Origin of the sequence: Limnoraphis robusta BA-68 BA1 (genome assembly GCF_034932365.1) — a bacterium.
Taxonomy (GTDB): domain Bacteria; phylum Cyanobacteriota; class Cyanobacteriia; order Cyanobacteriales; family Microcoleaceae; genus Capilliphycus; species Capilliphycus robustus.
In genome coordinates this window covers 41815-68061 of record NZ_JAYGHR010000005.1, presented here as the reverse complement: position 1 = coordinate 68061, position 26247 = coordinate 41815, and the positions used below count along the sequence as shown (strand labels likewise).

24 protein-coding genes are annotated in these 26247 nt (G+C 41.3%); 15 read left to right on the top strand and 9 right to left on the bottom strand.

All coding sequences use genetic code 11. The annotated features are described in order from the left end of the window. The first annotated feature begins 131 nt into the window (after nucleotides 1-131). From VB836_RS04110 to VB836_RS04100, 3 genes are all read left to right on the top strand, one after another. On the top strand, nucleotides 132-1046 hold the full coding sequence (locus VB836_RS04110; RefSeq protein WP_323218132.1) for an SH3 domain-containing protein: 915 nt from the start codon (nucleotides 132-134) through the stop codon (nucleotides 1044-1046). A gap of 198 nt (nucleotides 1047-1244) precedes the next feature. Continuing rightward, a complete protein-coding gene (locus tag VB836_RS04105) occupies nucleotides 1245-2099 on the top strand; it encodes an META domain-containing protein (protein WP_323218131.1) in 855 nt (284 codons plus the stop codon). Between the two features lie 156 nt (nucleotides 2100-2255). Continuing rightward, a complete protein-coding gene (locus VB836_RS04100; protein WP_235441174.1) occupies nucleotides 2256-2525 on the top strand; it encodes a DUF4377 domain-containing protein in 270 nt (89 codons plus the stop codon). Between the two features lie 115 nt (nucleotides 2526-2640). Here the strand turns inward: VB836_RS04100 and VB836_RS04095 are convergent, their stop codons facing one another. Further along, nucleotides 2641-3627 carry an aldo/keto reductase gene (locus tag VB836_RS04095; protein ID WP_323218130.1) on the bottom strand — a complete coding sequence of 329 codons (987 nt, stop codon included), beginning with the start codon at nucleotides 3625-3627 and terminating at the stop codon, nucleotides 2641-2643. 154 nt (nucleotides 3628-3781) lie between these two features. Here VB836_RS04095 and dacB point away from each other — a divergent pair, with 154 nt between their 5' ends. After that, complete coding sequence (gene dacB, locus VB836_RS04090; protein ID WP_323218129.1) at nucleotides 3782-5218, top strand: D-alanyl-D-alanine carboxypeptidase/D-alanyl-D-alanine endopeptidase; 1437 nt, start codon at nucleotides 3782-3784, stop codon at nucleotides 5216-5218. A 172-nt stretch (nucleotides 5219-5390) separates the two neighbouring features. Then, a complete protein-coding gene (purU, locus tag VB836_RS04085) occupies nucleotides 5391-6245 on the top strand; it encodes a formyltetrahydrofolate deformylase (RefSeq protein WP_323218128.1) in 855 nt (284 codons plus the stop codon). An 18-nt stretch (nucleotides 6246-6263) separates the two neighbouring features. Here purU and VB836_RS04080 read toward each other — a convergent pair whose 3' ends face one another. Further along, nucleotides 6264-8744 carry a CHAT domain-containing tetratricopeptide repeat protein gene (locus tag VB836_RS04080; RefSeq protein WP_323218127.1) on the bottom strand — a complete coding sequence of 827 codons (2481 nt, stop codon included), beginning with the start codon at nucleotides 8742-8744 and terminating at the stop codon, nucleotides 6264-6266. A 50-nt stretch (nucleotides 8745-8794) separates the two neighbouring features. Here VB836_RS04080 and VB836_RS04075 point away from each other — a divergent pair, with 50 nt between their 5' ends. Together VB836_RS04075 and VB836_RS04070 are read left to right on the top strand one after the other, a co-directional pair. Continuing rightward, complete coding sequence (locus tag VB836_RS04075) at nucleotides 8795-9538, top strand: fasciclin domain-containing protein (protein WP_323218125.1); 744 nt, start codon at nucleotides 8795-8797, stop codon at nucleotides 9536-9538. 384 nt (nucleotides 9539-9922) lie between these two features. Beyond that, complete coding sequence (locus VB836_RS04070; RefSeq protein ID WP_323218124.1) at nucleotides 9923-10684, top strand: Uma2 family endonuclease; 762 nt, start codon at nucleotides 9923-9925, stop codon at nucleotides 10682-10684. 77 nt (nucleotides 10685-10761) lie between these two features. On the opposite strand, the gene VB836_RS04065 is transcribed toward VB836_RS04070, so the two are convergent. The 4 genes from VB836_RS04065 to VB836_RS04050 form a co-directional block, all read right to left on the bottom strand. After that, complete coding sequence (locus VB836_RS04065; RefSeq protein WP_323218123.1) at nucleotides 10762-11598, bottom strand: nitrate ABC transporter ATP-binding protein; 837 nt, start codon at nucleotides 11596-11598, stop codon at nucleotides 10762-10764. Nucleotides 11599-11807: 209 nt separating this feature from the next. Then, nucleotides 11808-13814, bottom strand: a complete 2007-nt coding sequence (locus tag VB836_RS04060; protein ID WP_323218122.1) for an ABC transporter ATP-binding/substrate-binding protein — start codon at nucleotides 13812-13814, stop codon at nucleotides 11808-11810. A gap of 333 nt (nucleotides 13815-14147) precedes the next feature. After that, on the bottom strand, nucleotides 14148-14993 hold the full coding sequence (gene ntrB / locus VB836_RS04055) for a nitrate ABC transporter permease (protein ID WP_323218121.1): 846 nt from the start codon (nucleotides 14991-14993) through the stop codon (nucleotides 14148-14150). A 153-nt stretch (nucleotides 14994-15146) separates the two neighbouring features. Beyond that, nucleotides 15147-16517, bottom strand: coding sequence for a CmpA/NrtA family ABC transporter substrate-binding protein (locus VB836_RS04050; protein ID WP_323218120.1), 1371 nt, complete (start codon nucleotides 16515-16517; stop codon nucleotides 15147-15149). Nucleotides 16518-17106: 589 nt separating this feature from the next. On the opposite strand from VB836_RS04050, the gene VB836_RS04045 reads away from it, so the two are divergent. After that, a complete protein-coding gene (locus tag VB836_RS04045; protein ID WP_046277339.1) occupies nucleotides 17107-17544 on the top strand; it encodes a GNAT family N-acetyltransferase in 438 nt (145 codons plus the stop codon). Between the two features lie 108 nt (nucleotides 17545-17652). On the opposite strand, the gene VB836_RS04040 is transcribed toward VB836_RS04045, so the two are convergent. Next, entirely contained in the window at nucleotides 17653-18480 is an 828-nt protein-coding gene (locus VB836_RS04040) for a calcium-binding protein (RefSeq protein WP_323218119.1), read from the bottom strand. Nucleotides 18481-18615: 135 nt separating this feature from the next. Between VB836_RS04040 and VB836_RS04035 the strand changes: the two genes are divergently transcribed. After that, nucleotides 18616-19191: a GNAT family N-acetyltransferase gene (locus VB836_RS04035; RefSeq protein ID WP_323218118.1), complete on the top strand. Its 576-nt coding sequence runs from the start codon at nucleotides 18616-18618 to the stop codon at nucleotides 19189-19191. Between the two features lie 30 nt (nucleotides 19192-19221). On the opposite strand, the gene VB836_RS04030 is transcribed toward VB836_RS04035, so the two are convergent. Next, complete coding sequence (locus VB836_RS04030; protein WP_046277341.1) at nucleotides 19222-19707, bottom strand: CYTH domain-containing protein; 486 nt, start codon at nucleotides 19705-19707, stop codon at nucleotides 19222-19224. 157 nt (nucleotides 19708-19864) lie between these two features. On the opposite strand from VB836_RS04030, the gene VB836_RS04025 reads away from it, so the two are divergent. Further along, nucleotides 19865-20686: an endonuclease/exonuclease/phosphatase family protein gene (locus VB836_RS04025; protein ID WP_323218117.1), complete on the top strand. Its 822-nt coding sequence runs from the start codon at nucleotides 19865-19867 to the stop codon at nucleotides 20684-20686. Nucleotides 20687-20723: 37 nt separating this feature from the next. Next, nucleotides 20724-21209, top strand: a complete 486-nt coding sequence (locus tag VB836_RS04020) for a gluconokinase (protein WP_046277343.1) — start codon at nucleotides 20724-20726, stop codon at nucleotides 21207-21209. A 38-nt stretch (nucleotides 21210-21247) separates the two neighbouring features. Here the strand turns inward: VB836_RS04020 and VB836_RS04015 are convergent, their stop codons facing one another. Then, nucleotides 21248-22219, bottom strand: a complete 972-nt coding sequence (locus VB836_RS04015) for a carbohydrate kinase family protein (RefSeq protein ID WP_407659563.1) — start codon at nucleotides 22217-22219, stop codon at nucleotides 21248-21250. Between the two features lie 159 nt (nucleotides 22220-22378). Here VB836_RS04015 and pedR point away from each other — a divergent pair, with 159 nt between their 5' ends. The 4 genes from pedR (at nucleotide 22379) to VB836_RS03995 (ending at nucleotide 25952) form a co-directional block, all read left to right on the top strand. Next, a complete protein-coding gene (pedR, locus tag VB836_RS04010) occupies nucleotides 22379-22672 on the top strand; it encodes a photosynthetic electron transport-dependent transcriptional regulator PedR (protein ID WP_046277344.1) in 294 nt (97 codons plus the stop codon). Nucleotides 22673-22697: 25 nt separating this feature from the next. Continuing rightward, nucleotides 22698-22997: a hypothetical protein gene (locus VB836_RS04005; RefSeq protein ID WP_046277345.1), complete on the top strand. Its 300-nt coding sequence runs from the start codon at nucleotides 22698-22700 to the stop codon at nucleotides 22995-22997. 211 nt (nucleotides 22998-23208) lie between these two features. Beyond that, nucleotides 23209-24510, top strand: coding sequence for a histidine--tRNA ligase (gene hisS / locus VB836_RS04000; RefSeq protein WP_046277346.1), 1302 nt, complete (start codon nucleotides 23209-23211; stop codon nucleotides 24508-24510). A 593-nt stretch (nucleotides 24511-25103) separates the two neighbouring features. Further along, complete coding sequence (locus VB836_RS03995; protein WP_323218116.1) at nucleotides 25104-25952, top strand: hypothetical protein; 849 nt, start codon at nucleotides 25104-25106, stop codon at nucleotides 25950-25952. Nucleotides 25953-26247 lie beyond the last annotated feature (295 nt).

Genomic DNA, 26247 nt, shown 5'->3' with positions numbered 1-26247 from the left:
AATCATTCCTTTGGGGGAAACAAATTCCCTCATTCGGATCATCCCAGTGAGGGAAGTCAATCTTTGTTTTTGAAGATATTCTAAAAGTAAATCAAACCAGATTTTCAGAAAGTCTGGGGGGAGAATCAAGTATGAAAATCCAATCTGTTGCCATAGGAATGTGTTGTATTCTAGGCTTAGGGGGAGTGAGTAACGCTATTATTGATCCCCCGGCGGCGATCGCTCAAACCAATCGAAATCGCACACCGAGAACCGTGTCTAGAGGGGAAGCGGTGTTAACAGATCGTGATCCCGACGCTAGGATCAATTTACGCACAGAACCGAGTTGGCGATCGCGAGTGCGAGGGTATGGTGTAGTGGGGGAGCGGGTGGAAGTCCTCAAAGAAACCCGATCCAGTGAGGGACAGATGTGGTACGAGGTGAAATTCCTCAACTCCGGGGAAATCGGCTGGATACCGGGTGAGAATATTCGGGTTGGTACGGGTGGTTCGAGTACAGGTTCCTCCGGTTGGGGTGAGTCGATGCGGTTATCGCAACGGGGAGAAGGATCGTTTAGCCTCTCAGGACGTCGCGACTGGGAAATTGTACAGGTAACAGTGAATGTGGATAATGGAGATCAAGCCGAGTTAGGGTTTCGCTTGGATGATAACCGTTTGATCCGTTTGAGTGGAGATGTGGATCGACGGGATGCTTATACATTGGTGATTGATCTCGAAAGTTCGGGAAATGCGGATGCTTCGGGAACCGTTGATATTGAGTACGGGGCGAATAATTCGATTAGTAGCATTTTTGGGGATGGTCGTTTGGATGGTCAGCCGTTTTCGATTAGTTTTGATGGCGATTCGAGGAGGGGAAATTCTAATGATCCCAGTCGAGAATTTTTAGGTCAAAATATTGAGAATGTGGTGCGTCAGTTGCGATCGCAGGGCTGGAAAGTGGTCGAAACGGGTTCGGGTCTCGTGAAGTTAGATCGGGAGCGATTGGGAATGGATATTGAGTTTAACCCCAGAACTCGCGCTGTGACATCTGTTCGCATGATTGACTGAATTGAGTGACTGTTAAATTTGGGGTGAAGCCGACGGTCAAACCCGATAAAATCAGGGTGTAGAAGATAATTTTTTGGGGATCAGAAGCAAAATTTAGGAACTTTTTATCTAAAGTTTGCAAGATGGGCGGATTTTTGTACAAGCGGTTTGAAGGAAACGATCAGAAGCTGGAGTCAGGGAGGATCAAAAGAGTCTAAGATGAACAATTACACGTTAAAGCTTGGTCAAAGTCTAACGGGTTTATTGCTAACGATAGGACTGTTTGTTGGGGGGGCAATTGACAGCCAAAAGGCAGTTTCCGCTCCGATGGTATCTGAAACTCTGACGACTCCGGCTTTACAAATGGACTTAGAAGGAACATCTTGGATTTTAGTTGAATGGATGGATAAAACATTACCCGATCCTTTAGAAACAACGAATCCAATTACGGCTAATTTTGTCGAAGGTCAGGTGAAGGGAACAGCAAGTTGCAATCGATATGTTGCTTCCTATAAGATGGAAGGCAATCAACTGAAGATTACCCCTGCTGCGACCACTCGTAAAGCCTGTATGGGAGATATTATGGATCGGGAATTTGCCTATCTCGCTGCTTTAGAGGGAACGCAGCAATATGAAATTAATGATCAGGGTCAACTACAAATCTCCTATGTAACTGATGGGGAAGCAGGTGTGATGACATTTGCACCTCAAGCGAGTGGTCAGCTTGAGAATACCAGTTGGGTTTTAGTTTCTTTGGAGGAGGGAACGGTTTCGAGAATTCCCTTGAAAGGAACGGAAATTACTGCTAACTTTACAGAAGATCAGCTCAATGGTTTTAGCAGTTGTAACCAGTACATGACCAATTACACAAAGGAGGGAAATAAACTGAGTATTAATCCTTTTGCTACAACACGCAAAGCTTGTGCATCTGAGATTATGAAACAAGAATTTGAATATCTAATCTCACTCGAGGAAGCACAATGGTATGAAATTAGCCCTCAAGGTCAACTCAAAATTTCATACAAAGCAAAGGGAGGAACAGGTGTGATGACGTTTGTTCCCCAGGAAAAATAACGTCAGCCTCAGCAAATCATCACGCAAGAATCATAGGATTTGAAGGTTTGAGAGGGAGAAACAGGTTACAAGATTAACGCTCAAGATCAACTGTAAATTGTCTACAATATAAAGCGAGGTTCTAGTTTTATGACCTTCCAAAGCGAACAAGCAACAATGAGTTCGACCACTGAAGAACGGGTGATTTATGTTGACTCTAAAGCGATTCACTGTACTGGACTCGTCTCCCAAGAATGTTTACAAGTTCGAGAAAGTCCTGAAGATGAATGGACGTTGTTTTATGATGCCATCAAAGGCTTTAATTATGAACCCGGTTACAACTATAAAATTCTGGTAGCCGAGAAAATCGTTGATAATCCCCCGGCGGATGCTCCTTTATTTCAATGGAGTTTGATTGAAGTTCTCAGCAAAACGGCTGTGAATTAACATCAATTTTACTTCTCCCCCTAACCCCCTCTCCAATCCCCCCTGCCCCCCTTAATCCCCCCTTAATCCCCCCTTAAAAAGGGGGGTGGAGGGTTAGACGAGAGGGAATTTATTATTACGTCCAAGCCCGGAAAAATGTATTTTCCTGCCAAGCAACTGCGGTACGTTTTTCAATGGCTGCCATTTCGTCAGAACTGAGTTGTTTAAAAGCTTGAGCAACTTTAAAATTAGATTCTAATTGTTCGACGGTTTCTGCTGCAATAATACAGCCATGAACACCAGACAGAGATAATACATATCCCATCGCTTGGTGCATTCCTTCTAATACGCCACTGCGAATTAATTTGCCATAGGCAGGAATTTTCATAGCAATAACGCCGACATTTTTTTCTTGAGCCACAGGTAAAACGGTTTTAGAAAAAGGCCGAGGATGATGAATATCGGCTGCATTAATTGAGATTAACGTGGTATCAAATGGATAACGACGCAAACCTTCGGCAATGACATCGGGTTCGTGATGTCCGGTAATCCCTGAATATTTGATAATTCCCTGTTCTTTTGCTTCTTCGATGGCTTTAATCGCCCCATTTTTACTGAAAATTTCATCTAAGGTTTCCGGGAAAGAAACATGATGCAATTGCCACGAATCGAGGTAATCTGTATTGAGACGTTTTAGCGATCGCTCTAATTCTTGCCATGCGCCATCGCGATCGCGTTTAGCGGTTTTCGTGGCGAGAAATATTTTGGAACGATTTGGGGGTAAAACTTTCCCCATATTATCTTCGCTAGGCCCGTAGCTGGCTGCCGTATCAAAATAGCGAATTCCTAACTTTAATGCGGCTTCAATTTGAGCGATCGCTTCGGCTTCCTGTCCGGCTTTTGAGATGGGCGTTTGTCCGGCGCCTCCTAAGCCAAAAATGGGCAATGTCACGCCTGTTTTGCCGAGTACCCGTTCCGGCATGGTTGCTGCGTTAGGGACTGCGATTGGAGAGCGAGCGGCGCTGGGTGACTGCCGCCCGTGCAATGCTGTACTCCCGACAATGCCGCCTGCAACAGCAACACTGCTGATGATAAACTTGCGTCGTGTTGTTTTACGTGTCATATTTTACAGTTATCCGTTAACAGCAATTGAAATCAGCGAGACGGTCTTGATTGAGAATTCATTGTATATTTTACCTATATTTTTAAAAGTGCCAACCTCAAGCTTTCATTCTTCGTTAAAATCAGTCATTCGAGGGAGATTGTTCAACTTTCGGGTGCAATCAATTTTAATTAGCCTATTTTTTCTCTTGGGGTTTTCTTCTAGCGCCATCAGCCAGTCCTCAAACCCTGAACCGCAGTCCTCAGTATTAATCTGTGAACATCAACTCAATTCTCAACTTAATGGAATTGTCAATCGTTCCCAGTTTAAACGTTTTCGGTGGGGAATTTTGCTCAAAACTTTGTCGAAGGGTGAAGCAATTTATAGTCGAGATGCTGAACATTATTTTATCCCTGCTTCTACCGTTAAGCTGATGACAACGGCTGCTGCTTTATCTCAACTTACGCCTAATTATCGCATTCTAACTTCAATTTATGGAGATCAACAAGGAAATCTTTATATTGTTGGACGGGGTGATCCGAGTTTAACAGCAACTCAATTAGAAGATTTAGCCCAACAGCTTCAAAATAAAGGGATTAATCCGGTTAATCAATTGATTGCCGATCCGGGGTATTTTCCAGGGTTTGCAGTCCATCCGAGTTGGGAATGGGAAGACATTCAAGCCGGACATGGTGCGCCTGTTAATAGTTTGATTTTACATCAAAATTCGATTGATTTAATTTTATCACCACAAGCCGTTAATCAACCGTTAAAAGTGACTTGGGTTCGTCCTCAACAAGCCCAAGGATGGCAAATCAAAAATAATACCATTACCGTTGGAGAAACTGAACGCGAATTTGTAGAAATTGGGCGAGATTTAACGCAACCGATTCTTTATATTTCTGGACAATTAAGAGCGGGTTCTGAACCGGAACCTGTTTATGCAGCAGTCGTTGAACCGACGGAGAATTTTCTCCAAGAATTTAGACAGATTCTCGAAAGTAAAGGAATTCGGGTGTTAAAAACAGCGATTGTTTCTAACAGTCAACATTCCCCCGAGGAATTAGCAATTGTTGAATCTCCGCCGATTGCTGAATTAATTCAAACCGTAAATCTAGAAAGTAATAATATCTTTGCGGAAGCTTTACTGCGAACTTTGGGTGTACAGAAGCCGAGTTTAGATGCAGTGGAAACGGGGTTAACTGCGATTCAAGACATCTTAAAAAAATTAGGGGTTGAACCCGAAAGTTATCGTCTAGTTGATGGTTCCGGTTTATCTCGACAGAATTTAATCAGTCCAGAAGCGTTAACTCAAACGTTAATTGGGATGGCAAATTCACCGCTATTTGAGATTTACAAAAAGTCGCTTCCAATCGCAGCAGAAACGGGAACGTTAAAAGGGCGTTTTCGAGGAACAAGCGCAGCCGGAATTGTTTATGCAAAAACGGGAACGTTAACCGGAGTTTCTGGGTTAGCAGGATATCTTTATCCGCCCAATTATCAACCCTTGGTGTTTAGTATTTTGGTGAATCATTCAAATCAATCAGCTTCAGAATTAAGACAAGCGATTGATGAAATTGTGATTTTGTTAAGTGAATTAAAGTCTTGCTAAAGTTAGATTTTTTCCGCAAGCTTTCCGCCTCTACAATAGACGAAATAGCAGTCGTTTGGTGTGAATTTATTGCGGTTGAATTCGGTGATATTCTATTATGTTCCTTTTCCCTATTGATTCATTCGGAAAAATCATAGATAATTTAGAATCATCTCTATTATGGCAGATTGACATGAGTTCACCTACAGCAACAATATTATTATCTTGCCCAGATCAACGGGGACTGGTTGCAAAAATTGCGAATTTTATTTACTCTAATGGCGGAAATATTATTCATGCGGATCAGCATACCGATTTTGCTTCAGGAGTCTTTTTGACTCGTATAGAATGGCAATTAGAAGGATTTAACTTACCGCGAGAAGTAATTAACCCAGCATTTGGGGCGATCGCTAAACCCTTAAATGCAAATTGGCAACTACATTTTTCTGATAAAATTCCTCGAATTGCGATTTGGGTAACAAAGCAAGATCATTGTTTATTAGATTTATTATGGCGATGGCAAGCCAAAGAAATGGCGGTAGAAATTCCGGTGATGATTAGCAATCATACAGATTTAAAACCCATTGCCGAACAATTTGGTATAGAATTTTATCATATTCCCATCACCAAAGACAATAAAAAAGAACAAGAAACCCAACAGTTAGAGATTTTAAAGCAATATCAAATTGATTTAGTAGTTTTGGCTAAATATATGCAGATTTTGAGTTCATATTTTGTGGCTGAATTTCCGAATATTATTAACATTCATCACTCGTTTTTACCTGCATTTCCCGGTGCAAATCCCTATCAACGGGCTTACACCAGAGGCGTTAAAATTATTGGGGCAACCGCCCATTATGTTACCGAAGATTTAGATGAAGGGCCGATTATTGAACAGGATGTTGTGCGAGTCAGTCATCGAGATGCGGTTGCTGATTTGATTCGGAAAGGCAAAGATTTAGAACGACTTGTATTAGCAAGAGGCGTTAGATTGCACTTACAAAATCGGGTGTTAGTTTATAATAAAAGAACCGTTGTTTTTGAGTAGAAAACCCTCAATTTAAAATCAGGATTGTCCGATGAGAATAAATCCCGCCCATTCCAGAGGTCTGGGATGTTTTTCTATGGTTTTAATCATCGCTTTACGCAATGCTAAAGCTTTATCAGAAATCGTTTGCATCTGCTGATAAAATTCTATCATTAAATCCGCCGAGGGATGATCAGGAATATACCACAAAGACACAATTACACTGGGAACACCTGCCGAAATAAAGGAACGTGAGAGTCCAATAACTCCATCTTCAGTGATTTTACCCAAACCTGTATTACAAGCACTTAAAACCACTAATTCTGCTTTTAATTTTAAGTCTAAAATTTCATTGGCCGTGAGTAAACCATCCTCTTCTAAAGTCGGTGTTAGGGCTAAAGCTCCCGGAATTTCTAACCCTAAATGTTTTAATTCATTCACTAAACCATGAGTGGCTAAGTGAATATTATGAGCTTGTATCATATTTTCTACAACTGTTTTTTCTGTGGCTAAATCTCCGATTAATGCTTCTGTTTTTAACAGTTTAGCAATCGTTAAAGCTTCCCGTTCGGTTCCGGGGAGAGAACTTAAAGGCTTGGATTCTTCACCGAGTCGATAGGCAATACTCGGCATGGTGGGATTGCCAACAATTAAGGTGTTTAACGGCTCTTTTTGAGACAAAGTATTTTGATGTTTAGCCGTGATATCTAACACTTGAATTGAAGGTGAAATTAAAATGGTGTGCTTTTCAATTAAATACTTTCCTTCTTCATCCTGCAAGGCTGCAAACGGAACCAAAAAGAACTTTTGATGAGGAATAAAAATCACATGAGTTTCGGGATTAGTTGGCAGTAAATCCGCTATCGGTTCAATCAGAAATCGATATCTGCGTGAGAGAAACGGATCTCGACGACGGACGGGATTAGGAACTTTTTCGGGATTTTCTAGAGCTTGATTTTCAATGATTGGATAAGTTTGACGAATATTATTAATGCTCATTTCCTCTTTTTCTGCACCCTTATTCCCCCGATTCATCGCCACGTCTCGATCACTTCCAACTAGAGGTAAAAAACTTCGCAACGAACTAATATAAACCGTCCGAAATTCAACGTGACCATCTGGTTGAATGACCCAGATATAAAGTAGTTCATCCTCAATCACAATTGAATATTCAACCAGGGTAGATTTTTGTTGTCGAGCAATTTCTTGAATTTGTTTAAATGTCAAGGGAGGCGGTGATAAATCAGACTCATTAAATCGCGAGGCTAATAACTGAGCAAATGCTCTCGCTCGACCTCGTTCTGAGACTTCTAAAGCGGCTTCAATTTGATTTTGAGCAATTAAGGCTCGCTGTAACCAACGATAGGTATCGGCTTGACTATCCATTAAAGAGACTTTATTTTCATCATTAAGTCCGGGATGAAGAGATTCCCAAATGGTTACAGCTTCAAATAACTTTTGGCTTGCTGGGGCTTCTTGACCGGATTTTAGCAAAGTTAAACCAATATTACTAAGGGTTTCACCTTCTTGGGGACGAGCATGAATTTTCCTGGAAATTTCTAAGGCTTGTTCATAATGTTTGAGGGCGATTTCATACTCACCTAAATCCCGATAAACGCTACCAATATCATTATGAGTGGTTCGTTCTCCCGGTAAATCAATCAATTTTTTACGAATGATTAACGCCTTTTCTAAAGACTGTAACGCCCCTTGCCAATCTCCGAGTTTACTCCGCACTAAACCGAGATTATTTAAAATTCGACCTTTGGTAATGTGATCGCCATCTTTTTCGGCTAAAGTTAGGGCTTTTGTATAAGAATCAATCGCTTCTTGATACTGCTCTAATTCGGCATAGATTAAGCCCGTATTATTTAGAATAGTTGCTTGCCAACCCGGATCTCCATCTTTACGCAGAATTTCTAATGCTTGCAGGTAGAATTGTAAAGCTTCTTTATTTTGATTCAATTTTTGATAAATTGTACCCATATTATTGAGAATTTCACCCTGCTTTTTTGTATCGTCAACTTTTTGAGCGAGGGCGAGCGCTTGTTGATGAGACTCTAATGCTTTTTGATACTGTCCAAGCTCACCATAAAGCACACCCATATTGGTGAAAATAGTCCCTTGTTCTTGCAGGTTTTTTTCTTGAGTGTAAATGTTTAACGCTTCTTCATAGGAAGTCAGAGCTTTTTCATACTCCCCTAAATGGTAATAAACTAAAGCAATTTGGTTGAGCGTTCCCGCTTCTCCCAAACGAGCATTGATGCTTCTGACTGTGATTAAAACTTGTTCAAAGGTGTCCAAAGCCGCTTTAAATTGACCAGAGTTTAACAGTTTCGTGCCTTCTTGGTAAAGTTCCATCGCTCGTGTTTTTGGATCTTCTTGGGTTTCAATCTGGGCAATAGGTTCAACTTTCGATACAATAGGAGAGCCAGGAAATACTGCTCTGGCATTCGTTGCACAAACCAATACCAAGGTTAGCACTGCCAAAATCCAATAATAAGGTTTCAAAAAGCTCATAGCTCAAGTCTCTATTCTGGGTATATTTTTAAACAGTTGTTAAAAAGATAATGATGAATTTTATGCTTCAAAAAACCATAAAACTATTAGCGGCATGGATAGTAATTTTAAGTGTGAATGTAGGAATAACGGCTGAGATTTTAGCACAGTCATACTCCGAAAAAACTCCATCAGATTCTGATACACCTTCAGAAACGAATCGCGGTTTACTCGACACTGATTTCCCTGAAAACTTGCCCAATCCTAACACAATTCCTACGAGCGAGAACAATGTAACTGAAAGTTCTAATCAGAACCCCTTTGCACCCAGCGTTGTCAGGGGAACGGCTCGTCGTTCGAGTCCGAGTGATATCGTTAAAACACTTGAAAACGATAACAAATTTCAGACCCTTATATCCATTTTAGAACTTTCTGATCTCAGTTCAGATCTGGAACAATCAGGATTTTTTGTAATATTTGCACCCACAGAAGAAGCATTTGATCGTCTAACAGCCGGATTATATGATCGCTTAATTTTACCTGAAAATCGCAATCTTTTGATCGAATTTATCAAAAATCATTTTGTCATTGGGCAAATTCAAACTACTGATATCACGGAAGGGGAAATTCAAACGCTGAGTGGAAATGTAGTGCGTATTCAAGTCAATTCAACTCTGGCAGAAGTTCAGCTTAATGAAGCAACCGCAAAATCAGGTGAATTCATCCTGACTCAAAATGGTTTAATTGTTCCCATTGATCGCGTTTTGTTTGTACCCAACGTTCAAATTGAAAACTCAAACACTCAAAACCCCTAATTTTTTTGATTAGAAGCGATCAAAAATCCTGATTTTAATTTTTTTTGAGGTATAGTGTAGGCATCGCTCAAAGGGCTAATCTATTAAGATGAAACAGCTAAAGCTATTCAATTGCTCAACTCTATTTGCTTTATTTAGCATCTTTTTGGGTGGATCGAACTTTTTTGGAAATCTTTTCGTCTAAGAGAGTATTAGGGGCAGGATACTGAGGGCGGATGATAACTCTGGTGTTGCCTTGAAATGTTGTTTATTATCAAGCCAACTTCGATTTCGCTAATTATGGCTAACGGATTCATGTAGAATAAAGATGCGTTTTTTTTCTATTTTCCTGTAGCATGGTTTGAGTAAACGGAGATCATACTAACCCTGACGATATTAAGCTAAATGCCTTTAACACAATCCTTTTATCCTACCCCTTCTAAAGACTTTAATTCCCTTCCCAATTCTTTAATCTCTGAGCAATTTCAGCTTTGTCAATCTCGTTTATTAGAATTAACCTTTACTCCTCCTGATTATCCCGCAGATCGAGTATTTTCAGGAAGCAATATCAATCTGTATTTCGATCCGCGTCATCCCCAACAATTCAAACGTCCGGATTGGTTTGGCGTTTTAGGAGTCGATAAACTCTATCAACGTCAAAATATTCGCACATCCTATGTCGCTTGGCAAGAAAGTTTTAATCCCTTTATTGTGGTTGAATTTCTCTCTTCAGACACCGCCACAGAAGATTTAGGTCAAACTCCCGTTGGGGTGGATGCGATTCCCACAAAATGGGATGTTTATGAACGCTTTCTTCGCATTCCCTATTATATCTTGTTTGATCCTGAAACGAATCAATTAGAAGGCTTTCAAATGATCGGCAGTCACTATGAGGAATTGGAGGTCAAAAATCAACGGCTTTGGATACCTGAATTAGAATTAGGGTTGGGGTTATGCCCAGACATTTATGAAGGTCTAGAACGGCAATGGTTACGCTGGTATGATCTTAAGGGAAATTGGATCGAACTTCAAAAAAATCAACGGCAAATCGGCCAACCCAACCCTGAACTTATTCAAAAACGAGAACAGATTGATCAACAGCAAAAACTCGGACAAAAATTAACTGATCGCTTGAAAAAATTTGGCTTAAAAGTGGATTCAATCTAACAATTAGAGATCGGAAAAACCGGGTTTCTAAACCCATTGCCAAAAACCCGGTTTCTCAACGAGGTGTTTAAATTGATTTAAGCCGCATCGTCATCGTGAGCAAACCGATTATAGAGGAAATCTAACGCATAGTTACGAAGATCATAATACACCGGATCTTCCATGATTTGCGTGCGATCGCGAGGACGTTCAAAAGGAATTTCTAACACTTCCCCAATCGTTGCATGAGGCCCATTTGTCATCATTACCAATCGATTAGCCAGGAATAAAGCTTCATCAATATCGTGAGTAATCATCAACACCGTACAACGATGATCATTCCAAATTTTCAGCAATTCTTCCTGCAATTCTTCTTTGGTAATCGCATCTAACGCCCCAAACGGTTCATCTAAAATCAACACCTCTGGACGAATGGCTAACGCCCGTGCGATCGCCGCCCGTTGCTTCATCCCCCCCGAAATTTGAGTGGGTTTTTTCTCTGCGGCTTCAGCCAGTCCAACTAACGCTAAATGATCTCGAACAATTGCCCGTTTTTCCGCTTCTGGCTTATTCGGATAAACCGCATTAACCGCTAAATAAACATTATCAAAAACACTACGCCAAGGCAATAACGCATAGTTTTGAAACACCACCATTCGATCCGGGCCAGGTTCTTTAATCGCTTGACCCCGCAATAAAACTTTGCCGTGAGTGGGTTGATTAAACCCGGAAACCATATTCAGAAGCGTTGATTTTCCGCAACCGGAGTGACCAATTACACAAATAAATTCACCTTGGTCTATCGTCAAATTAACATTTTCTAAAACCGTGTAAGGCCCTTTGGGGGTTGGATAAATCTTAGAAACATTTTCAAAACTTAAAAACGCTTGACGATTCGTTTGAGGTTTGACCGAAACTTTAGTTTTAGAAACCATTTTTTTTGACGACTCCTAACTTGTGTGTTTATTGAAAATACCTGAATGTAAAGTTTGTAGGATGGGGCGGGTTTATAGAGGTTCTTTTTGGGAGATTGATCTCTCTGGCGAACCCGCCCCTACAGTTATCAATACTGTTCACTGTCAAGGGCAAGTTTATTCACGTTAGTAGAAACATAAATCAGCGCAAACAGGCCCTTACATCCTAATTAAGCGATATATCGCTGAGGTGAATCGAGATGAATTTCTGCCATTGTGAAATCTCGTTTTATCGCTAAACTATTGAGATAGCCAATGGGATCTTCTGTTGTAAAACGAGTGCCATCAAACAGTTTAATTTCACCGCGAGTATAACTAATTTCAGACAACCCTAATTCACGGGCAGCCGTACTAAACACCCCAACGCGACAAATTCGTTCGAGAATTTCCACCCAGTTACGCGGAAACGGAGTATGCGCCCAACGTGCCATCTCTACCATGTGCCATAGTTGTTCAGTGCGACTCGGACGGTTAACGCCATTGCCAAAAAATAGATGATGGGCGTAGGATGACAAGGTAGAATCAAGAGGACAACTCGCCGCTTCTGTTTCGTGGAATTGGATGTATTCCACCGGAGTTCCTACATATTCCCGATGGGCGAGAATCTGACGAATTTCTTCATGGTTAGCAGGATCAGCACAATATTGTCCGGCTTCTAACAACGCCTTGACTAAGGCAATGTGAGTATTCGGATAAGCATTCGCCCAGTCTTCGCGCACCCCCAACACCTTACCCGGATGTCCGGGCCAAATTTCCAAGTCCGTCGCCACGATAAACCCGACATTTTCTTTTGTCGCCCGCAGGTTCCAGGGTTCACCGACACAGAAGCCATCAATACTTCCGGCTTTTAAGTCTACCACCATTTGCGCCGGGGGAATGGTTTGCAGATGAAGATCATAATCAGGATCAATACCGCCAGAGGCTAACCAATAACGCAACAGCAGGTTGTGCATTGAAGCCGGATGTACCATTCCCATGCGGTGGGGTTCACCCGTCGAAGACAACAACATTTTGCGGAAGTCGGCGAGGGTGCGAATACCTTTTTCATAAAAGCGGCGACAGAGGGTAATGGCATTCCCGTTGCGCGTCATGGTTAAGCCTGTAACAACAGCCAGGGGTTTATCGTTGTGACCGCCTAAACTTAACCATAGCGGCATTCCAGAGGGCATTTGCGCCGCATCTAAATAACCGCCCACCATGCCATCGCTAATGCCTCGCCAACTGGTTTCCCGCACGAGGGAAACTTCATCTAAGCCGTGTTTGGCAAAAAATCCTTTTTCTTTGGCAACCGCCAGGGGCGCACAGGCACTCAGAGGAACGAAGCCAATATCGATGTTAACTTTTTCTAAGCCATGACGGGCGATCGCAGAGGTTTTCTTCGCCCGCATTTTTTTGATGCGTTTTTGTTGGTTGAGGAAGTAGATCATCTCGCTGCGGAGACTGTAATAGCTGGGATGTTCGACTACTTCCATCCGTTTGCGAGGGCGAGGAATATCGACTTCTAAAATTTGCCCAATTTTTGATTTCGGCCCGTTGGTTAACATCACAATCCGATCAGATAATAACACCGCTTCATCAACATCATGCGTTACCATCAAAGCGGTAATACAGTGTTCCTGGCAAATTTTCATCAGTTGTTCTTGCAAGTTCCCCCGTGTCAAGGCATCCAACGCCCCAAAGGGTTCATCCAACAGCAACAATTTCGGGCGCAGGGTTAAGGCACGGGCGATCGCAACGCGCTGTTTCATCCCGCCAGACAGTTGACTCGGATATTTATCAACGGCGTGTCGCAGTCCCACCATATCAATGTGGCTTTCGATCACGGTGCGACGTTCTCCGGCTGGCATTCCTTGCAATACCGAGTCTACCGCTAAAGCAATATTTTCGCGTACAGTTCGCCAGGGAAGCAAGGAATAGTTTTGAAAGACAACCATGCGATCGGGGCCAGGTTGGGTGATGCGTTGTCCTTCAATGGTGACAATTCCTTCGGTGGGATGATCTAACCCCGCAACCATATTTAAAAGGGTTGATTTTCCACAGCCAGAGTGACCAATTAAAGAGATAAATTCACCGACTTTTATTTGTAGATCAATTCCTTTGAGGGCGATATATTCTCCACCACCAGCAAGCGGAAAGGTTTTACCGAGTTGTTCGACATCAATTAAAGTGTTGTTCATCGTTTTTTATTGGAACTGTTAGTTTGATGAATCGTTTTCAGTAGGGGCGTATGGCATACGCCCTCACCTGTTTTTTCATTGATCTTGTAGGGGCGGGTTCCGCCAAGATTTATGTTTCCAACAAATCACCTGAATAAACCCGCCCCATCCCTGAAAAAATTTCTTTTCGATGTTTGGGCGGGTTTATCAATATTATTTCTGAGAAACAGATATTAACTCAGAACCCGCCCCTACAGAATTTCTGTTTTGGGAATTTTTGGGTATTGGGCGGGTTTATCAATATTATTTCTGAGAAACAAAGGTGAATTCGGAACCCGCCCCTACATTTTGGGATTATTTTTGTCCAGGAATGATCACAGTTTGTAACCAAGCAACACTGCGATCCAGGAATAAACCTACACCCCCGATATAAACAACCGCTAACAGAATGTCACTGATATAGTTTTGTTGGTAAGCATCCCAGATAAAGAAGCCAATTCCGACAATACCGGACATGACAATTTCAGCAGCAATAATTGCTAACCACGCTAACCCGATAGCAATTCTCAACCCTGTAAAAATGTAGGGTAAAGCTGAGGGAAAGAGAATGTTGAGATAATATTCTCGCCGAGAGAGTTGTAAAACACGGGCTACGTTATTGTAATCGTCAGGGATTTGTTTAACGCCTTCTTTGGTGTTGATTAAAATCGGCCAAACACAGGTAATAAAGATTACGAAAATTGCCGCAGGTTGGTTTTGTTGAAGGGCAACTAAAGCAATGGGAACCCACGCCAGAGGCGCAACCATTCGTAAGAATTGAAAAATCGGATCTAAAGCTTTGTCAAGAACTGGATTTGTACCGACTAAAATTCCGGTACTAATTCCCACAATTGCCGCCAGAGAATAGCCTTGAGCGACACGAATTAAACTGGCTAAGGTTTGCCAAAATAAACCTTTATCTAAGCCGCCGCGATCATAAAAGGGGTACATCAGCAAAATGCGGGTGCGTTCGTCTGTCCACACGCTGAGAGGCCCTGGTAAACGTGTAATTCCTGTCCAAGAAATGAGTTGCCAAATCAGCAGAAAGGCTAAAGTTCCTATTAAGGGAGGAATAATATCTTTAGAATTTTTATCCCAAAAAGAACGAATAAAATCAGTAGGATTACTTCCAGAACTCCGCTTTTGAACACTAGCTGTCATGTTGTGAACTCCTTGAACATTAAGGGTTGAAATTTGACAAGTTTTACGCTACAATTAGAGGGGCTTATTATTTTATTGAAAAAGCAATCAATTCTTTCCTTCTCTGACCCCTCAAGTTCAGAGATAGCAAGTTGAATTTGCAGAAAAAGTGAATTAAATCCGCTTCACTCTCAGGCTATTGAGGTAAGCTTGGGGATTTTCGGGGTTGAATTCTACACCGTCAAAGAATTTTTCAACACCACGAGAAGTTCCTTGAGGAATATCTGCTGAAAATCCGGCTTCTTGGGCTGCTTCTCGCCAAATATCTTCACGATTTACCCGATCAATGACCTGTTTAATTTGGTCAAAATCTTTGAAATAATTGTTGTGGAAACCCCAACGCATCGTTTCAGTTAAGAACCAAAGATCATGACTTTTATAGGGATAGGAAACATTTCCCACAGGATCTTTCCAATACAACGGCCCTTTATTAAAGTCTTTAATTGCAGGTTTTTGATCGCCCATTTCATAGCTGCCTTCATAGGGCGGAGTCAACACATCAACCGGAACATTAAAGTAGTTTCGTCCAGAAACTATCTGCACTAATTCGGGTCTATTTTCAATGCGATCGCACCATTGTTGGGCTTCCATCAAACCTTTGAGTAAAGCTTTTGTAGCCTTGGGATTTTTATCGACCCAATCTGCACGAATTCCCAGATATTCTTCAGGATGAAATGGCCACATTTCAGTGGTAATACAAGCCATAAAACCAATATCATCAGCAACAATTCGATAAGGCCAAGGATCGCCCGTACTAAAGGCATCCATTGATCCATTTCGCATCCCTTGAACGGTTTCTGCGGGAGGAACAGCTAGTAAGTCAATATCTCGATCAGGATCAACACCCCCAGCAGCAAACCAATAACGAATCCAAAAGTCTTGATTCACATTAGGAAAAGTGTGAGCGGCTTTAAATTTGCGGCCATTGGTTGACGCGAAATTTTTGATATAGTCTGCCGCATTACTGGTATTAACACCAAATCCTTTTCCGGTATGAAGTTTCGCAATAGCCACACCATTTCCATTGGTATTTAGTTGCGCTAAAACATACATCGGGACTTTTTGGCCGCCTGTAATAATGCCTTCTGAAATCAAATGAGGCATGGGCATTTGCCACTGTCCGCCGTCAATTCCGCCCCCTTGGGAACCAATGGTGACGTTATCTCTTGCAGAAGCCCAGTTTGCTTGTTTGGAAAGTTCAACATCACTCATGCCGTACTTCGCAAAAAAGCCTTTTTCCTTGGCAATGACTAACGCCGCAGATTCAACAATGGGAATAAAACCTAACTTAATGGCTGTCGTTTCTGGTGCCATTGCCGGGTCAATATTCGCCGCCGGAACTGGGGTTGTTGGGGTCGTTTGAGTTCCTGCATTCGGTTCAGGAGGATTCCCTAAACAGCCTTTCAAGAATATCGAACCCATTGCTGAAGCACCAGCCGTTAGCAAAAATCTTCGCCGAGAATGAGGGCGACTAAAATCGGACATAGAACCTCCTAGCAGCCTGTATTTTTAAGTCGAATGAGGTTGTGTAATTTATGGATGATATTCTCAGCTTTCTCCCGTTCTTTAATTCCAAGAAAAAAGAACAAGAAGATGGAAGCTGAAAAAAAGACAAGTTTATCGGTCAAGAAGCGGGTTCGTTTTAGACGTTTTACCCTAGCCTTCTCAAAGCTAAAAAATCAAAGCAGGTGTGAAAAATGATGAATAAACTAAGAGGAAGTCAATTACGACTTTTCTTAATTTTTAAGTTTACAGGTTTTTTTGAAAAAGTCACTACCTGATCACCCCTAAAGAGCAATTAATTTTCAATCAGACTGATAAGCTATTACTTATATATCGGGAAGAATGGGTTACAGAGAACTAATTAATTAAGTTCAAATTATTATGGATTTAAGGTAAACTGATTAAAACCCCTCACCTACACGACATCAAGGGCGACGCTGACAAGTCTATATAGTAGGTGTGATGGGTTAGGGTCGTGTCATCCCTAGATCTAGAGCATGGTGCCATTCTAGGTTATGATATCGATGGTTTCCGGTATTGACGCTTTTCCCGCTCGAGACTACATTCATCTATGAATATAGAAATCATTAGTCAACTTAATCAGTCCCAAGTTCAGGATTTAGTTCAACTCTATCAATCAACTTGGTGGGGTAAAGGACGAACTCTAGAAGAGGTTCAAAAGATGTTGCAGCACTCTGATATGATAATTGGAGTGAGTAACACCGATAATCAAAAGTTAATTGGGTTTGCTCGGGTGTTAACGGATTATATCTATCGGGCTGTGATTTGGGATGTGATGGTTGATGAGGCTTATCAAAAGCAGGGATTAGGACAGACTCTCATACAATCTATTTTAGAGCATCCGCAGCTACAATCTATCGAGGCTTTTCTGTTAGTCTGTTTACCGGAAACGATTCCTTTTTATGAAAAGTTAGGGTTTACCAGCGATGTGGGAGAATTGAAGTTGATGAAGCGTGTTAAACCAACATCTTCCTATAATTCCATTTAATTGTTGGAAATCCGTTTGAGCAATGAAGAGCAATTTTAAGACTTTTAGAGACGTTCTAGACAACGCCTCTACAGGAAAACCGGAATTTAGTATAAACCCGATTTAGAATTAAATCAGCGTGAAATTTTGAGGCTGTTGAAACTGATTGATAAAGTCAACTTGATCTCCTCCGACAACAGCCACCAGTTGTCCGCCTGCTTCAATTTTTAAGATCTGTAAGATATTATTAGAAAAAGCCCCAGCAGATCCCGAACCGAAAATGCTATCCACTTCTGAACGTGAAATTGAACTAATCGCTAATTGTTCAAATGTTAGTCCACTGAGTGCGATTCTATCTTGACCTATCTCAAACTCAGTAATAATATCTGCATTCTCAGCACCAATATTCCCCATGAGAAACAGATCATTTCCCCCTCCTCCTCTTAAGGTATCTTGACCTAGATCTCCTGACAATGTTTGATTTCCTGCAATACCCTCTAGAGAATCATTACCCTGTCCGCCGAATAGGGTACTTCCAGCATCAATAGAAATCGTATCATTCCCTAAATTTCCAAAGGCAATATTATTACTTCCGCCTATAATGCTGTCGTTATCTTGTCCTCCAAATACAGTGTCATCTGTACCTGTTGTGAAAAAAGTATCATTACCTTGATTTCCGAAGATTAAATCATTTCCACCTCCCGGACTAATATTATCATCTCCCTCCATACCAAATAGAGTATCATTTCCCTGGGAACCCAGCAATGTATCATTTCCTTGATTACCGAGTAAACGATCATCTCCATTTCCGCCTTCGATCCGATCATTTCCTAATGCTCCATCCAGGGTGTAAGAAATTCGATCTTCAGGAGTTACAACAGTTATAATATCATTTTCAGGAGTTCCGAAAAATGGATTTTCACTCCCCAAGGAAACCGAAATATTGAATTCAGCCATTTGAAGTTATCCTGTAAAATCTATAAACTTTAATGAGTCACCTTTTAAATTCTAGCATGAGATCAGATTGACCCCAATCATTCACCGTCTTGAAAAGCTTATAATTAAACGGATGATTGAATTCAAAAAAAATTGATGGATGAACTCACTCCTCCTCAACTGGAAACCCCACGACTGATTCTTCGTTTAGCGACGAAGGAAGATGTTCCTGAAATTCTGCGATACTATACAGAAAATCAACAACATTTAACCCCTTTTGAACCCCTGAAAACACCGGAGTTTTATACTGAACAATATTGGTTTTGTGAAGTCAGTCAGCGTTTGATGGAATTTAAAGGCGATCGCTCTTGTAAACTGTTTTTATTTAATCTAGAAAACCCGAGTGAAATTATCGGAGCGGCTAATTTTGCCAATTTTATTCGGGGAATGTCTCATTCTTGTAGCTTGGGGTATAGTTTAGCCGCTTCTCAACAGGGAAAAGGCTACATGAGTGAAGCGTTAAAAGTGGCGATTAATTATGTGTTTAATACGTTAAATTTGCGTCGAATTACTGCGGCTTATATTCCCCACAACCAACGCAGTGGAAAGCTGTTAAAACGCTTAGATTTTCGTGTCGAAGGATTTTGTCAAGATTATGTTATGATTAATGGAGAATGGGAAGATCATATTCTCACCAGTTTAATTAATTATAACTGGCAATTCGAGAAATAAACTCAATAGCACTCTTGTTGTGCTTCGATTTCAAACTTCATTTTTAGTTTCCTCCCATTGACGGTAAGGATTTTTGACTAAATTTGAGTTGTAATAACGGGGATCGTGAGAGACTTCTTCTGATATCCAGTCGGGAATTTCAATGATTTGATTGGGGTCAGAAAGTTCAACTTCTGCTATAATTAAACCTTGATTATCTCCCAAAAATTCATCAACTTCCCAAATTAAATTCCCAAAAGAAATCTTATGTCGTTTCTTTTCAATAAAGGGGCGATCGCACAAAGTCTGTAACATTTCTTCCGCATCTTCAACCGGAATCACATACTCAAACTCAGATCGAACTAGACTTGTACCAGCCCCTTTTATGGTTAAATAACCTTGATTTCCAATAATTCTAACGCGCACGGTTCGGCCATTTTCACTAGAGATGTAGCCCTGACAATACAGTATACCGGTGGCGAGCGATCGCCAACGATCATCTTTGACTAAAAATTTCCGTTCGATTTCAATTCCCATTTGATGATAGTTTAGAATTAATCTAATTTAGACTAGATCTCAGCTTCTGAATTTTAGGCTGCAATACACATCAGTTTAACTGTAGCCCAAGATTTTAGACGGTGATTGCTCCTACTCGATTAGAGTATCATATTTCCCAATCTTTTTAACCCTGATCATGCAATATCGATTAATTCCTCTAGTGATTTTTCTTTTGACTCTACTGAGTGGCTGTCTGTCCCCGACTCAACTCTCAGTCATTGGCTTTAATGTCGAATCTGGAGATGCTGACCCAGATTATATCGCAAATCAATATATTCAACCCATTCGAGGGGTCGATGTTTGGGGATTTTCAGAAGTTCAGAATCAGGCTTGGGTTAACCGTTTTGAAACCGCTATCGAAGTCAATAATAAAGCCGACTTTAAATCCCTTCTGGGAACAACGGGAAAAGCGGATAAACTGGCAATCGTTTATAATAGTAATGACTTGAATCTCATCAAGATTGAAGAACTCAAACAAATCAATATTGGTGGATCAGTACGGGCTTCTTTAGTGGGACATTTTCAAGTCAAATCAACCCAACAGGAATTTTTATTTATGGTGAATCATTTGTATCGAACTAATGATAAAGTTCGCCATGAACAAGCCCGTTTACTAAATCGATGGGCGAAAAAACAGCAACTTCCCATTATTGCGGTAGGAGATTATAATTTTGATTGGGATGTAAAAAATGGGGAGAATAAACGGGATTCTGGTTATGACTTATTAACAGAAAATGACGTTTTTACTTGGGTTCGTCCTCAACAAATTATCGCGACTCATTGCAGTAGTCGTTATAATACAGTGTTAGATTTTGTGTTTATCTCTAGTCCGATCAAGCCAAGTTCAGCATCTTCTAAAATCCTCTATCCAGAAGCCGATTATTGTCCCGATACGCCTCAAAAAAGCGATCATCGACCTGTAAAAGCGACGATCAGTTTACCAAGGGTTCAACCTTGATTTATAATCAGAGGGATTGAGTCGTTGATTGTGAACAATGATTATTCTAGTAATGGGCGTTTCCGGTTCAGGAAAAACCACTATTGGTCAACAATTAGCCAAAAGTTTGAATTTTCAGTTTAGAGATGCAGATGAATTTCATTCAGATGAAAATATTCAAAAAATGCGGAATAATATTCCGTTAACTGATGCGGATCGTCAGCCTTGGTTAGAAACAATGCAAGCTGCAATTGATCAATGGTTAGAACAAAATCAAAATGTAGTCTTGACTTGTTCAGCTTTGAAAGACAAATATCGCAAAATGTTGTGGCGAGATCCGGAACAAATAAAGATAGTCTATTTGAAAGGAACCTTTGAACTGATTGAAAGCCGATTAAAACAACGTCAAGATCACTTTATGAAATCGGACTTACTGAAAAGTCAATTTGAAGACTTAGAAGAACCCGAGGGAGTCATTTTGGCTGATATTTCCCAAACTCCCTCAGAAATTATCGAAAAAATTAGAAAGGCTTTTATTTTGTAGAGACATTGCTGACAACATCTCTACAGAGACAATCAGGATTAGAAAGATTTCAAGAAAGCCTCGACTTCAGCCTCAGTCGGTTGAGCGGTGAATGCACCCGGTTTAGTCACCGTTAAAGCCGCAACAGCACTCGCGTAGATGATCATTTTTTGAATGGTTTCGGGGTCATTTAAACCCCGAATTCCATATTGATATATCTGATGAATAAAACCTGCAACAAAAGCATCTCCAGCCCCCGTTGTATCCACAACATTAACCGCAAACCCCGGAATTTTTCCCTGAAATTCTCCGAGAGAATAGGAGCAACCCTTTTGACCATCGGTAATCATCACGCCTTCAATTGAATCCAGTTGAGAGTGAATCGAAATCGGGTCAGTGGTATTAAAAAAGAGTTCAGCTTCCTCCGCAGAAAGTTTAACAAAATCAACCTGTTTGAGCAAATCGGGAATAAACCGTCTGGCATCTAAAGGATTCGACCAAAAAACTGGACGCCAGTTAATATCAACTAAGATTTTCAGGTTATAGCGATCAGCCATTTTTAGAGCATGAATAATCGCTTCACGGGATTGAGGATAAGCGAGTGCTAACGTTCCTAACACGAGAAAATCAGCATCTAGAAACAATTTTTCGGGAATTTGACTCGCTTGTAGGAGAGTATCAGCGAACTCGTTGCTTTGACGTTCTCCGAAGCCTGCAAACTCCCGTTCACCCTCGTCTGAACGCAACACAAAAACCTGACGAGTGGGGGCGGTAGAATATTGCTGAATACCAGAGGTTTGAACGCCCACTTGCTGCAAAAGCTGCAAAAGTCGGTTTCCGGGTTCATCCATCCCAACGGCACTAATCAAAGCCGAAGGAATACCGAGTTTGACTAAGCCAGAAGCAACATTAGCCGGAGCGCCACCGGGATAAGCCGTCCAAGATGCAACCTGTTCAAGCGATCGCCCGGGTTGGTCAGCTAAATAATCAAATAAAATTTCACCTATGCAAAGAACACGAGCAGGATTGATCATATTCATAGAGAATTGTGCTTAGAGACAAGGATAGGATAGACAAAATCGGGGATTGAGAAATAACAAAAATTAATTCTTACTTAACGGTTCGTTCTTAATTTATAATTCACCTCTTAGAATTATAAATAGGTAATTATGCAGAGATAGGAAATCGTTATGACGCATAGCAAGTCTCACAGCCCTGTTTCCCTTTCAGAGCGGGAATTGCAGGTTGTTGATCTGGTAGCCAGTGGGTTAACGAATCAGGAAATTGCAGAGCGGCTAGAAATCAGTAAACGGACTGTGGACAACCACATCAGCAATATTCTCACCAAGACCGAGACAGATAACCGAGTAGCCCTCGTTCGTTGGGCGCTGCAATGGGGTAAAGTATGTCTGGATAATATCAACTGTTGCCTTCTGCCTCAGCCGTCTGAAGCGGTTGAACAGCAGGTGTCCTCAGTTGAGTGAAATGTTCAAACTCAGATAAGCGTTGATGCAGACCAGCAACTCAGAACAACTGCGCTATCAAATCCAATGCCCCCGATTACCACTAGCTGTCTACCGAGAAGTTGCGGCTCATTTGCGTCAGGTTGAGGGGGTTCAAACGGGTTTAAACCCAGCCTCTAGTATCGGTGAAGCTTCACAGCCGCCCCCGTTTGACTACAAACGCAGCCAAGTGGAAAGTATTTGGATACAACTTCCTCAAAATGCCACAACCGCGATCCGTCAACAGGTCGATCAGATTTTAGCGTATTATGGCGATCGCTATGGTGCATGGGAGGTTTTACAGTGAATAGGGAACAGGGAACAGGGAACAGGCAATCTTGCAAGAGGCAATCTTGCAAGAGGCAAGAGGGAATGGGGAATGGGGAATAGGGAAGCGGGGGGAGCGAGGGGAGCAGGGGAGAAACTGGTAACTGGTAACTGGTAACTCGTCACTGATAACTGGTCACTGGTCACTGGTCACTGATAACTGTCTTCACTGATAACTGATAACTGTAAACATGGAACAAATTCAAGCAACACGAGGAACTCGAGATATTCTGCCCGATGAGGTGAGGTACTGGCAGTGGCTAGAATCTATTGCCAGAAATTTCTTAAACAAAGCTAACTATCTCGAAATTCGTACCCCCATCTTTGAACAAACAACTTTGTTTGAGCGGGGGATCGGGGAAGCGACGGATGTGGTGGGTAAGGAAATGTACACCTTTAACGATCGCGGCGATCGTTCAATTACACTGCGTCCAGAAGGAACTGCTGGAGTGGTTCGCAGCTTTATTGAAAATAAACTTCATGTTGGTGGTGTTCAACGTCTTTGGTATACTGGCCCGATGTTTCGCTATGAACGCCCCCAAGCCGGACGACAGCGCCAATTTCATCAACTGGGAGTAGAGGTTCTTGGAAGTAATGATCCCCGTGCAGATGTGGAAGTGATTGCGATCGCCACTGATATTTTACAAGCATTGGGCTTAAAAAATCTCCACCTTGACTTAAATTCGGTCGGAGATTTGCAAGATCGCAGCCATTATCGTCAGGCGTTAATCGATTATCTGACACCATACAAAGATGAACTTGATGCCGATTCTCAAGATCGTCTTTCTCGTAATCCTTTAAGGATTCTCGATAGCAAAGATAAACGCACTCAAGAAATTGCTCAAAATGCACCGAGTATTCTAGATTATTTAAGTGAAAAATCTCGCACTCACTTTGACAAAGTACAGCAATTGTTAACTCAGTTAGAGATTCGTTATACGCTTAATCCTCGCTTAGTTCGAGGGCTAGATTATTACACTCATACTGCTTTTGAAATCATCTCTGATGATCTCGGCGCCCAAGCAACGGTTTGTGGAGGTGGGCGTTATGATCGTTTGGTTCAAGAACTCGGTGGCCCGGAAACTCCGGCGGTGGGTTGGGCGATGGGTTTAGAACGGTTAATTTTGCTGTTACAAAAACTGCATAATTTACCGCAGTTGGAACTAGATTTCTACATCGTTTCTCGTGGAGAATTGGCGGAAAATCAAGCCACAATATTAGCTCAAAAATTACGCCATGCTAATTTTAGTGTAGAAGTTGATTTGAGTGGGAGTGCCTTTGGTAAACAGTTTAAACGGGCTGATCGCAGTGGGGCTGTGGCTTGTTTAGTCTTAGGAGATGGAGAAGCCGCCAATCAAACCGTGAATTTAAAATGGTTGAAAACCGGAGAACAAGAGACCATTTCCCAATCGGATTTGTTCACGAAATTAGACGAAATTAGCTCAAAAATTCAATCCCAAAAACACTCCAAAACTGTTAGTAGTTTAACTTAGTTCTCTGTTTAAGAAGGAGTCAGGAGTCAGCGAGTCACAGAGTCAGGAGAGAAATAGATTGGGGATTCAAACCCAATGGGGCAAGGAGGGAATCAGGAGAAAAAATGTTTAATTATTGATATTAATTCTGACTCCTGAATTCTGTGTTCTGACTCCTAATTCTTGATACATCACATAAACATCGACAAAACCGAACATTAGTAGGTTGGGTTGAGGCACGAAACCCAACATTACCAAGGCAATATATGGGTTTAACTTTCATTAAACTACAATTTGAGCTTGTTGGGTTTCACTCTCGTTCTACCCAACCTACAATTTTAGTTAAAACTTCTTCAAAATTAGTGTTAAAAGGGAGACACCCGCCTCCCTCCTGCAACACGGGATTAACCTCCCGCCGCAAACGATCCGATAATCAGGATTGACAATGCCATACCGGGTAACAGAAGCAATCCTAACAGTAAGAGTTCGTGTCCAGTCATAGCTTTTTCAACCTACAATCACAATGCTATAGGATGTAAGATAGCATTCCTTTTTGATGAGTCTCCAAAATCTTAACCTTTCTTTTAGAGGCGTTTTAGCCGGAGAATTAATTGATGAGACGACGCATTAAGCTATTATCATTCACTGTTGCAACCACTATTGCACTTTTATTACTGGGTGCGACATTAGTGGTTTTGGGGATTTTTGATGAAATTCTGAAATGGGATATTTTCAGTGCGAAAGTTGAAGCGGTTTTATTCGGAATATTTTGGGCGAGTGTGGCTTTAAGTGTGTTTGGGGTGGCGATTACTTTTGTATTAGGAATTCAAGAAATTGTTAGTGCAATTGGTTCTCTAAAACGGAACCCAGAGTTAGACAGTTCTAATGTTGTTCCTGAAGCCCCAAAAACGACTTATCTCCTGTATATGGTGGGATTAGTTTCAGTCTTTTCAGCCTTAATTGGTGTTCTCTCTTGGGTTAATAATCGCATCACTGTTCATCGCACTCAAGTGTTTAAAGAAATTGCGGCTGAACAAATGCAAAATTTACAAGATAAATGGGTGGAACAAATTAGTCAAATTACAACCCCACCCCGCAATAATGTACCGCTTTCTTTGCATGAACTGATACAAAGTGTTGTCAAATTATCTTTTGTGAATCAGATGACGTTGTATTTGCCGGATACTCAAGATGAAACGGTAATTTGGAGTTACAATTCTTGGGAAGGTTACAATAAAAATAATGGCTTTGATCGAACATTTGTAGCCAAAGAATATGAACAAGCCATTCAAGCAGCATTTGCCGGAAAACCTGAACTTTTACAGGTGATTAATAATCGCACAGGGTTTACTTGGTATTATGTCGTTAAAAATCCCCAGGATAAAGCAATAGCCGTATTAAGAATTAATGGCAATACTCAAGAAAACTTTCGAGAATATCGCCTAGATGGTGAATCCCGTTAAATTTTAAAATCCATAGCATTTTGTTAGAATTGTCTACTGTAGGGGCGGGTTCCGAACCCATCTAGATTTCCCACAAACAACCTTAATAAACCCGCCCCAGAGAATCAATAAAAAATACTATAGGGCGGGTTCATACAGATTTATATTTTACCCGAAACAATCTTGCAGAACCCGCCCCAGAGAATCAATAAAAAATCCTATAGGGCGGGTTCATATAGATTTATATTTTACCCGAAACAATCTTGCAGAACCCGCCCCTACATTCGGGTTGAAAAATTGAAAAAAAATGATAAAA

What these genes read in the sequence shown, in the direction of transcription:
- VB836_RS04100 (WP_235441174.1), top strand. Translation starts at nt 2,256, where the DNA reads ATGAGTTCGACCACTGAAGAACGGGTGATTTATGTTGACTCTAAAGCG.
- VB836_RS04065 (WP_323218123.1), bottom strand. Translation starts at nt 11,598, where the DNA reads ATGGTTTCTAAAACTAAAGTTTCGGTCAAACCTCAAACGAATCGTCAA.
- VB836_RS04110 (WP_323218132.1), top strand. Translation starts at nt 132, where the DNA reads ATGAAAATCCAATCTGTTGCCATAGGAATGTGTTGTATTCTAGGCTTA.
- VB836_RS04105 (WP_323218131.1), top strand. Translation starts at nt 1,245, where the DNA reads ATGAACAATTACACGTTAAAGCTTGGTCAAAGTCTAACGGGTTTATTG.
- VB836_RS04020 (WP_046277343.1), top strand. Translation starts at nt 20,724, where the DNA reads ATGATTATTCTAGTAATGGGCGTTTCCGGTTCAGGAAAAACCACTATT.
- VB836_RS04060 (WP_323218122.1), bottom strand. Translation starts at nt 13,814, where the DNA reads ATGAACAACACTTTAATTGATGTCGAACAACTCGGTAAAACCTTTCCG.
- VB836_RS04050 (WP_323218120.1), bottom strand. Translation starts at nt 16,517, where the DNA reads ATGTCCGATTTTAGTCGCCCTCATTCTCGGCGAAGATTTTTGCTAACG.
- VB836_RS04095 (WP_323218130.1), bottom strand. Translation starts at nt 3,627, where the DNA reads ATGACACGTAAAACAACACGACGCAAGTTTATCATCAGCAGTGTTGCT.
- VB836_RS04035 (WP_323218118.1), top strand. Translation starts at nt 18,616, where the DNA reads ATGGATGAACTCACTCCTCCTCAACTGGAAACCCCACGACTGATTCTT.
- VB836_RS04040 (WP_323218119.1), bottom strand. Translation starts at nt 18,480, where the DNA reads ATGGCTGAATTCAATATTTCGGTTTCCTTGGGGAGTGAAAATCCATTT.
- hisS (WP_046277346.1), top strand. Translation starts at nt 23,209, where the DNA reads ATGGAACAAATTCAAGCAACACGAGGAACTCGAGATATTCTGCCCGAT.
- ntrB (WP_323218121.1), bottom strand. Translation starts at nt 14,993, where the DNA reads ATGACAGCTAGTGTTCAAAAGCGGAGTTCTGGAAGTAATCCTACTGAT.
- VB836_RS04025 (WP_323218117.1), top strand. Translation starts at nt 19,865, where the DNA reads ATGCAATATCGATTAATTCCTCTAGTGATTTTTCTTTTGACTCTACTG.
- VB836_RS03995 (WP_323218116.1), top strand. Translation starts at nt 25,104, where the DNA reads ATGAGACGACGCATTAAGCTATTATCATTCACTGTTGCAACCACTATT.
- VB836_RS04080 (WP_323218127.1), bottom strand. Translation starts at nt 8,744, where the DNA reads ATGAGCTTTTTGAAACCTTATTATTGGATTTTGGCAGTGCTAACCTTG.
- pedR (WP_046277344.1), top strand. Translation starts at nt 22,379, where the DNA reads ATGACGCATAGCAAGTCTCACAGCCCTGTTTCCCTTTCAGAGCGGGAA.
- VB836_RS04070 (WP_323218124.1), top strand. Translation starts at nt 9,923, where the DNA reads ATGCCTTTAACACAATCCTTTTATCCTACCCCTTCTAAAGACTTTAAT.
- purU (WP_323218128.1), top strand. Translation starts at nt 5,391, where the DNA reads ATGAGTTCACCTACAGCAACAATATTATTATCTTGCCCAGATCAACGG.
- VB836_RS04030 (WP_046277341.1), bottom strand. Translation starts at nt 19,707, where the DNA reads ATGGGAATTGAAATCGAACGGAAATTTTTAGTCAAAGATGATCGTTGG.
- VB836_RS04005 (WP_046277345.1), top strand. Translation starts at nt 22,698, where the DNA reads ATGCAGACCAGCAACTCAGAACAACTGCGCTATCAAATCCAATGCCCC.
- VB836_RS04075 (WP_323218125.1), top strand. Translation starts at nt 8,795, where the DNA reads ATGATGAATTTTATGCTTCAAAAAACCATAAAACTATTAGCGGCATGG.
- VB836_RS04045 (WP_046277339.1), top strand. Translation starts at nt 17,107, where the DNA reads ATGAATATAGAAATCATTAGTCAACTTAATCAGTCCCAAGTTCAGGAT.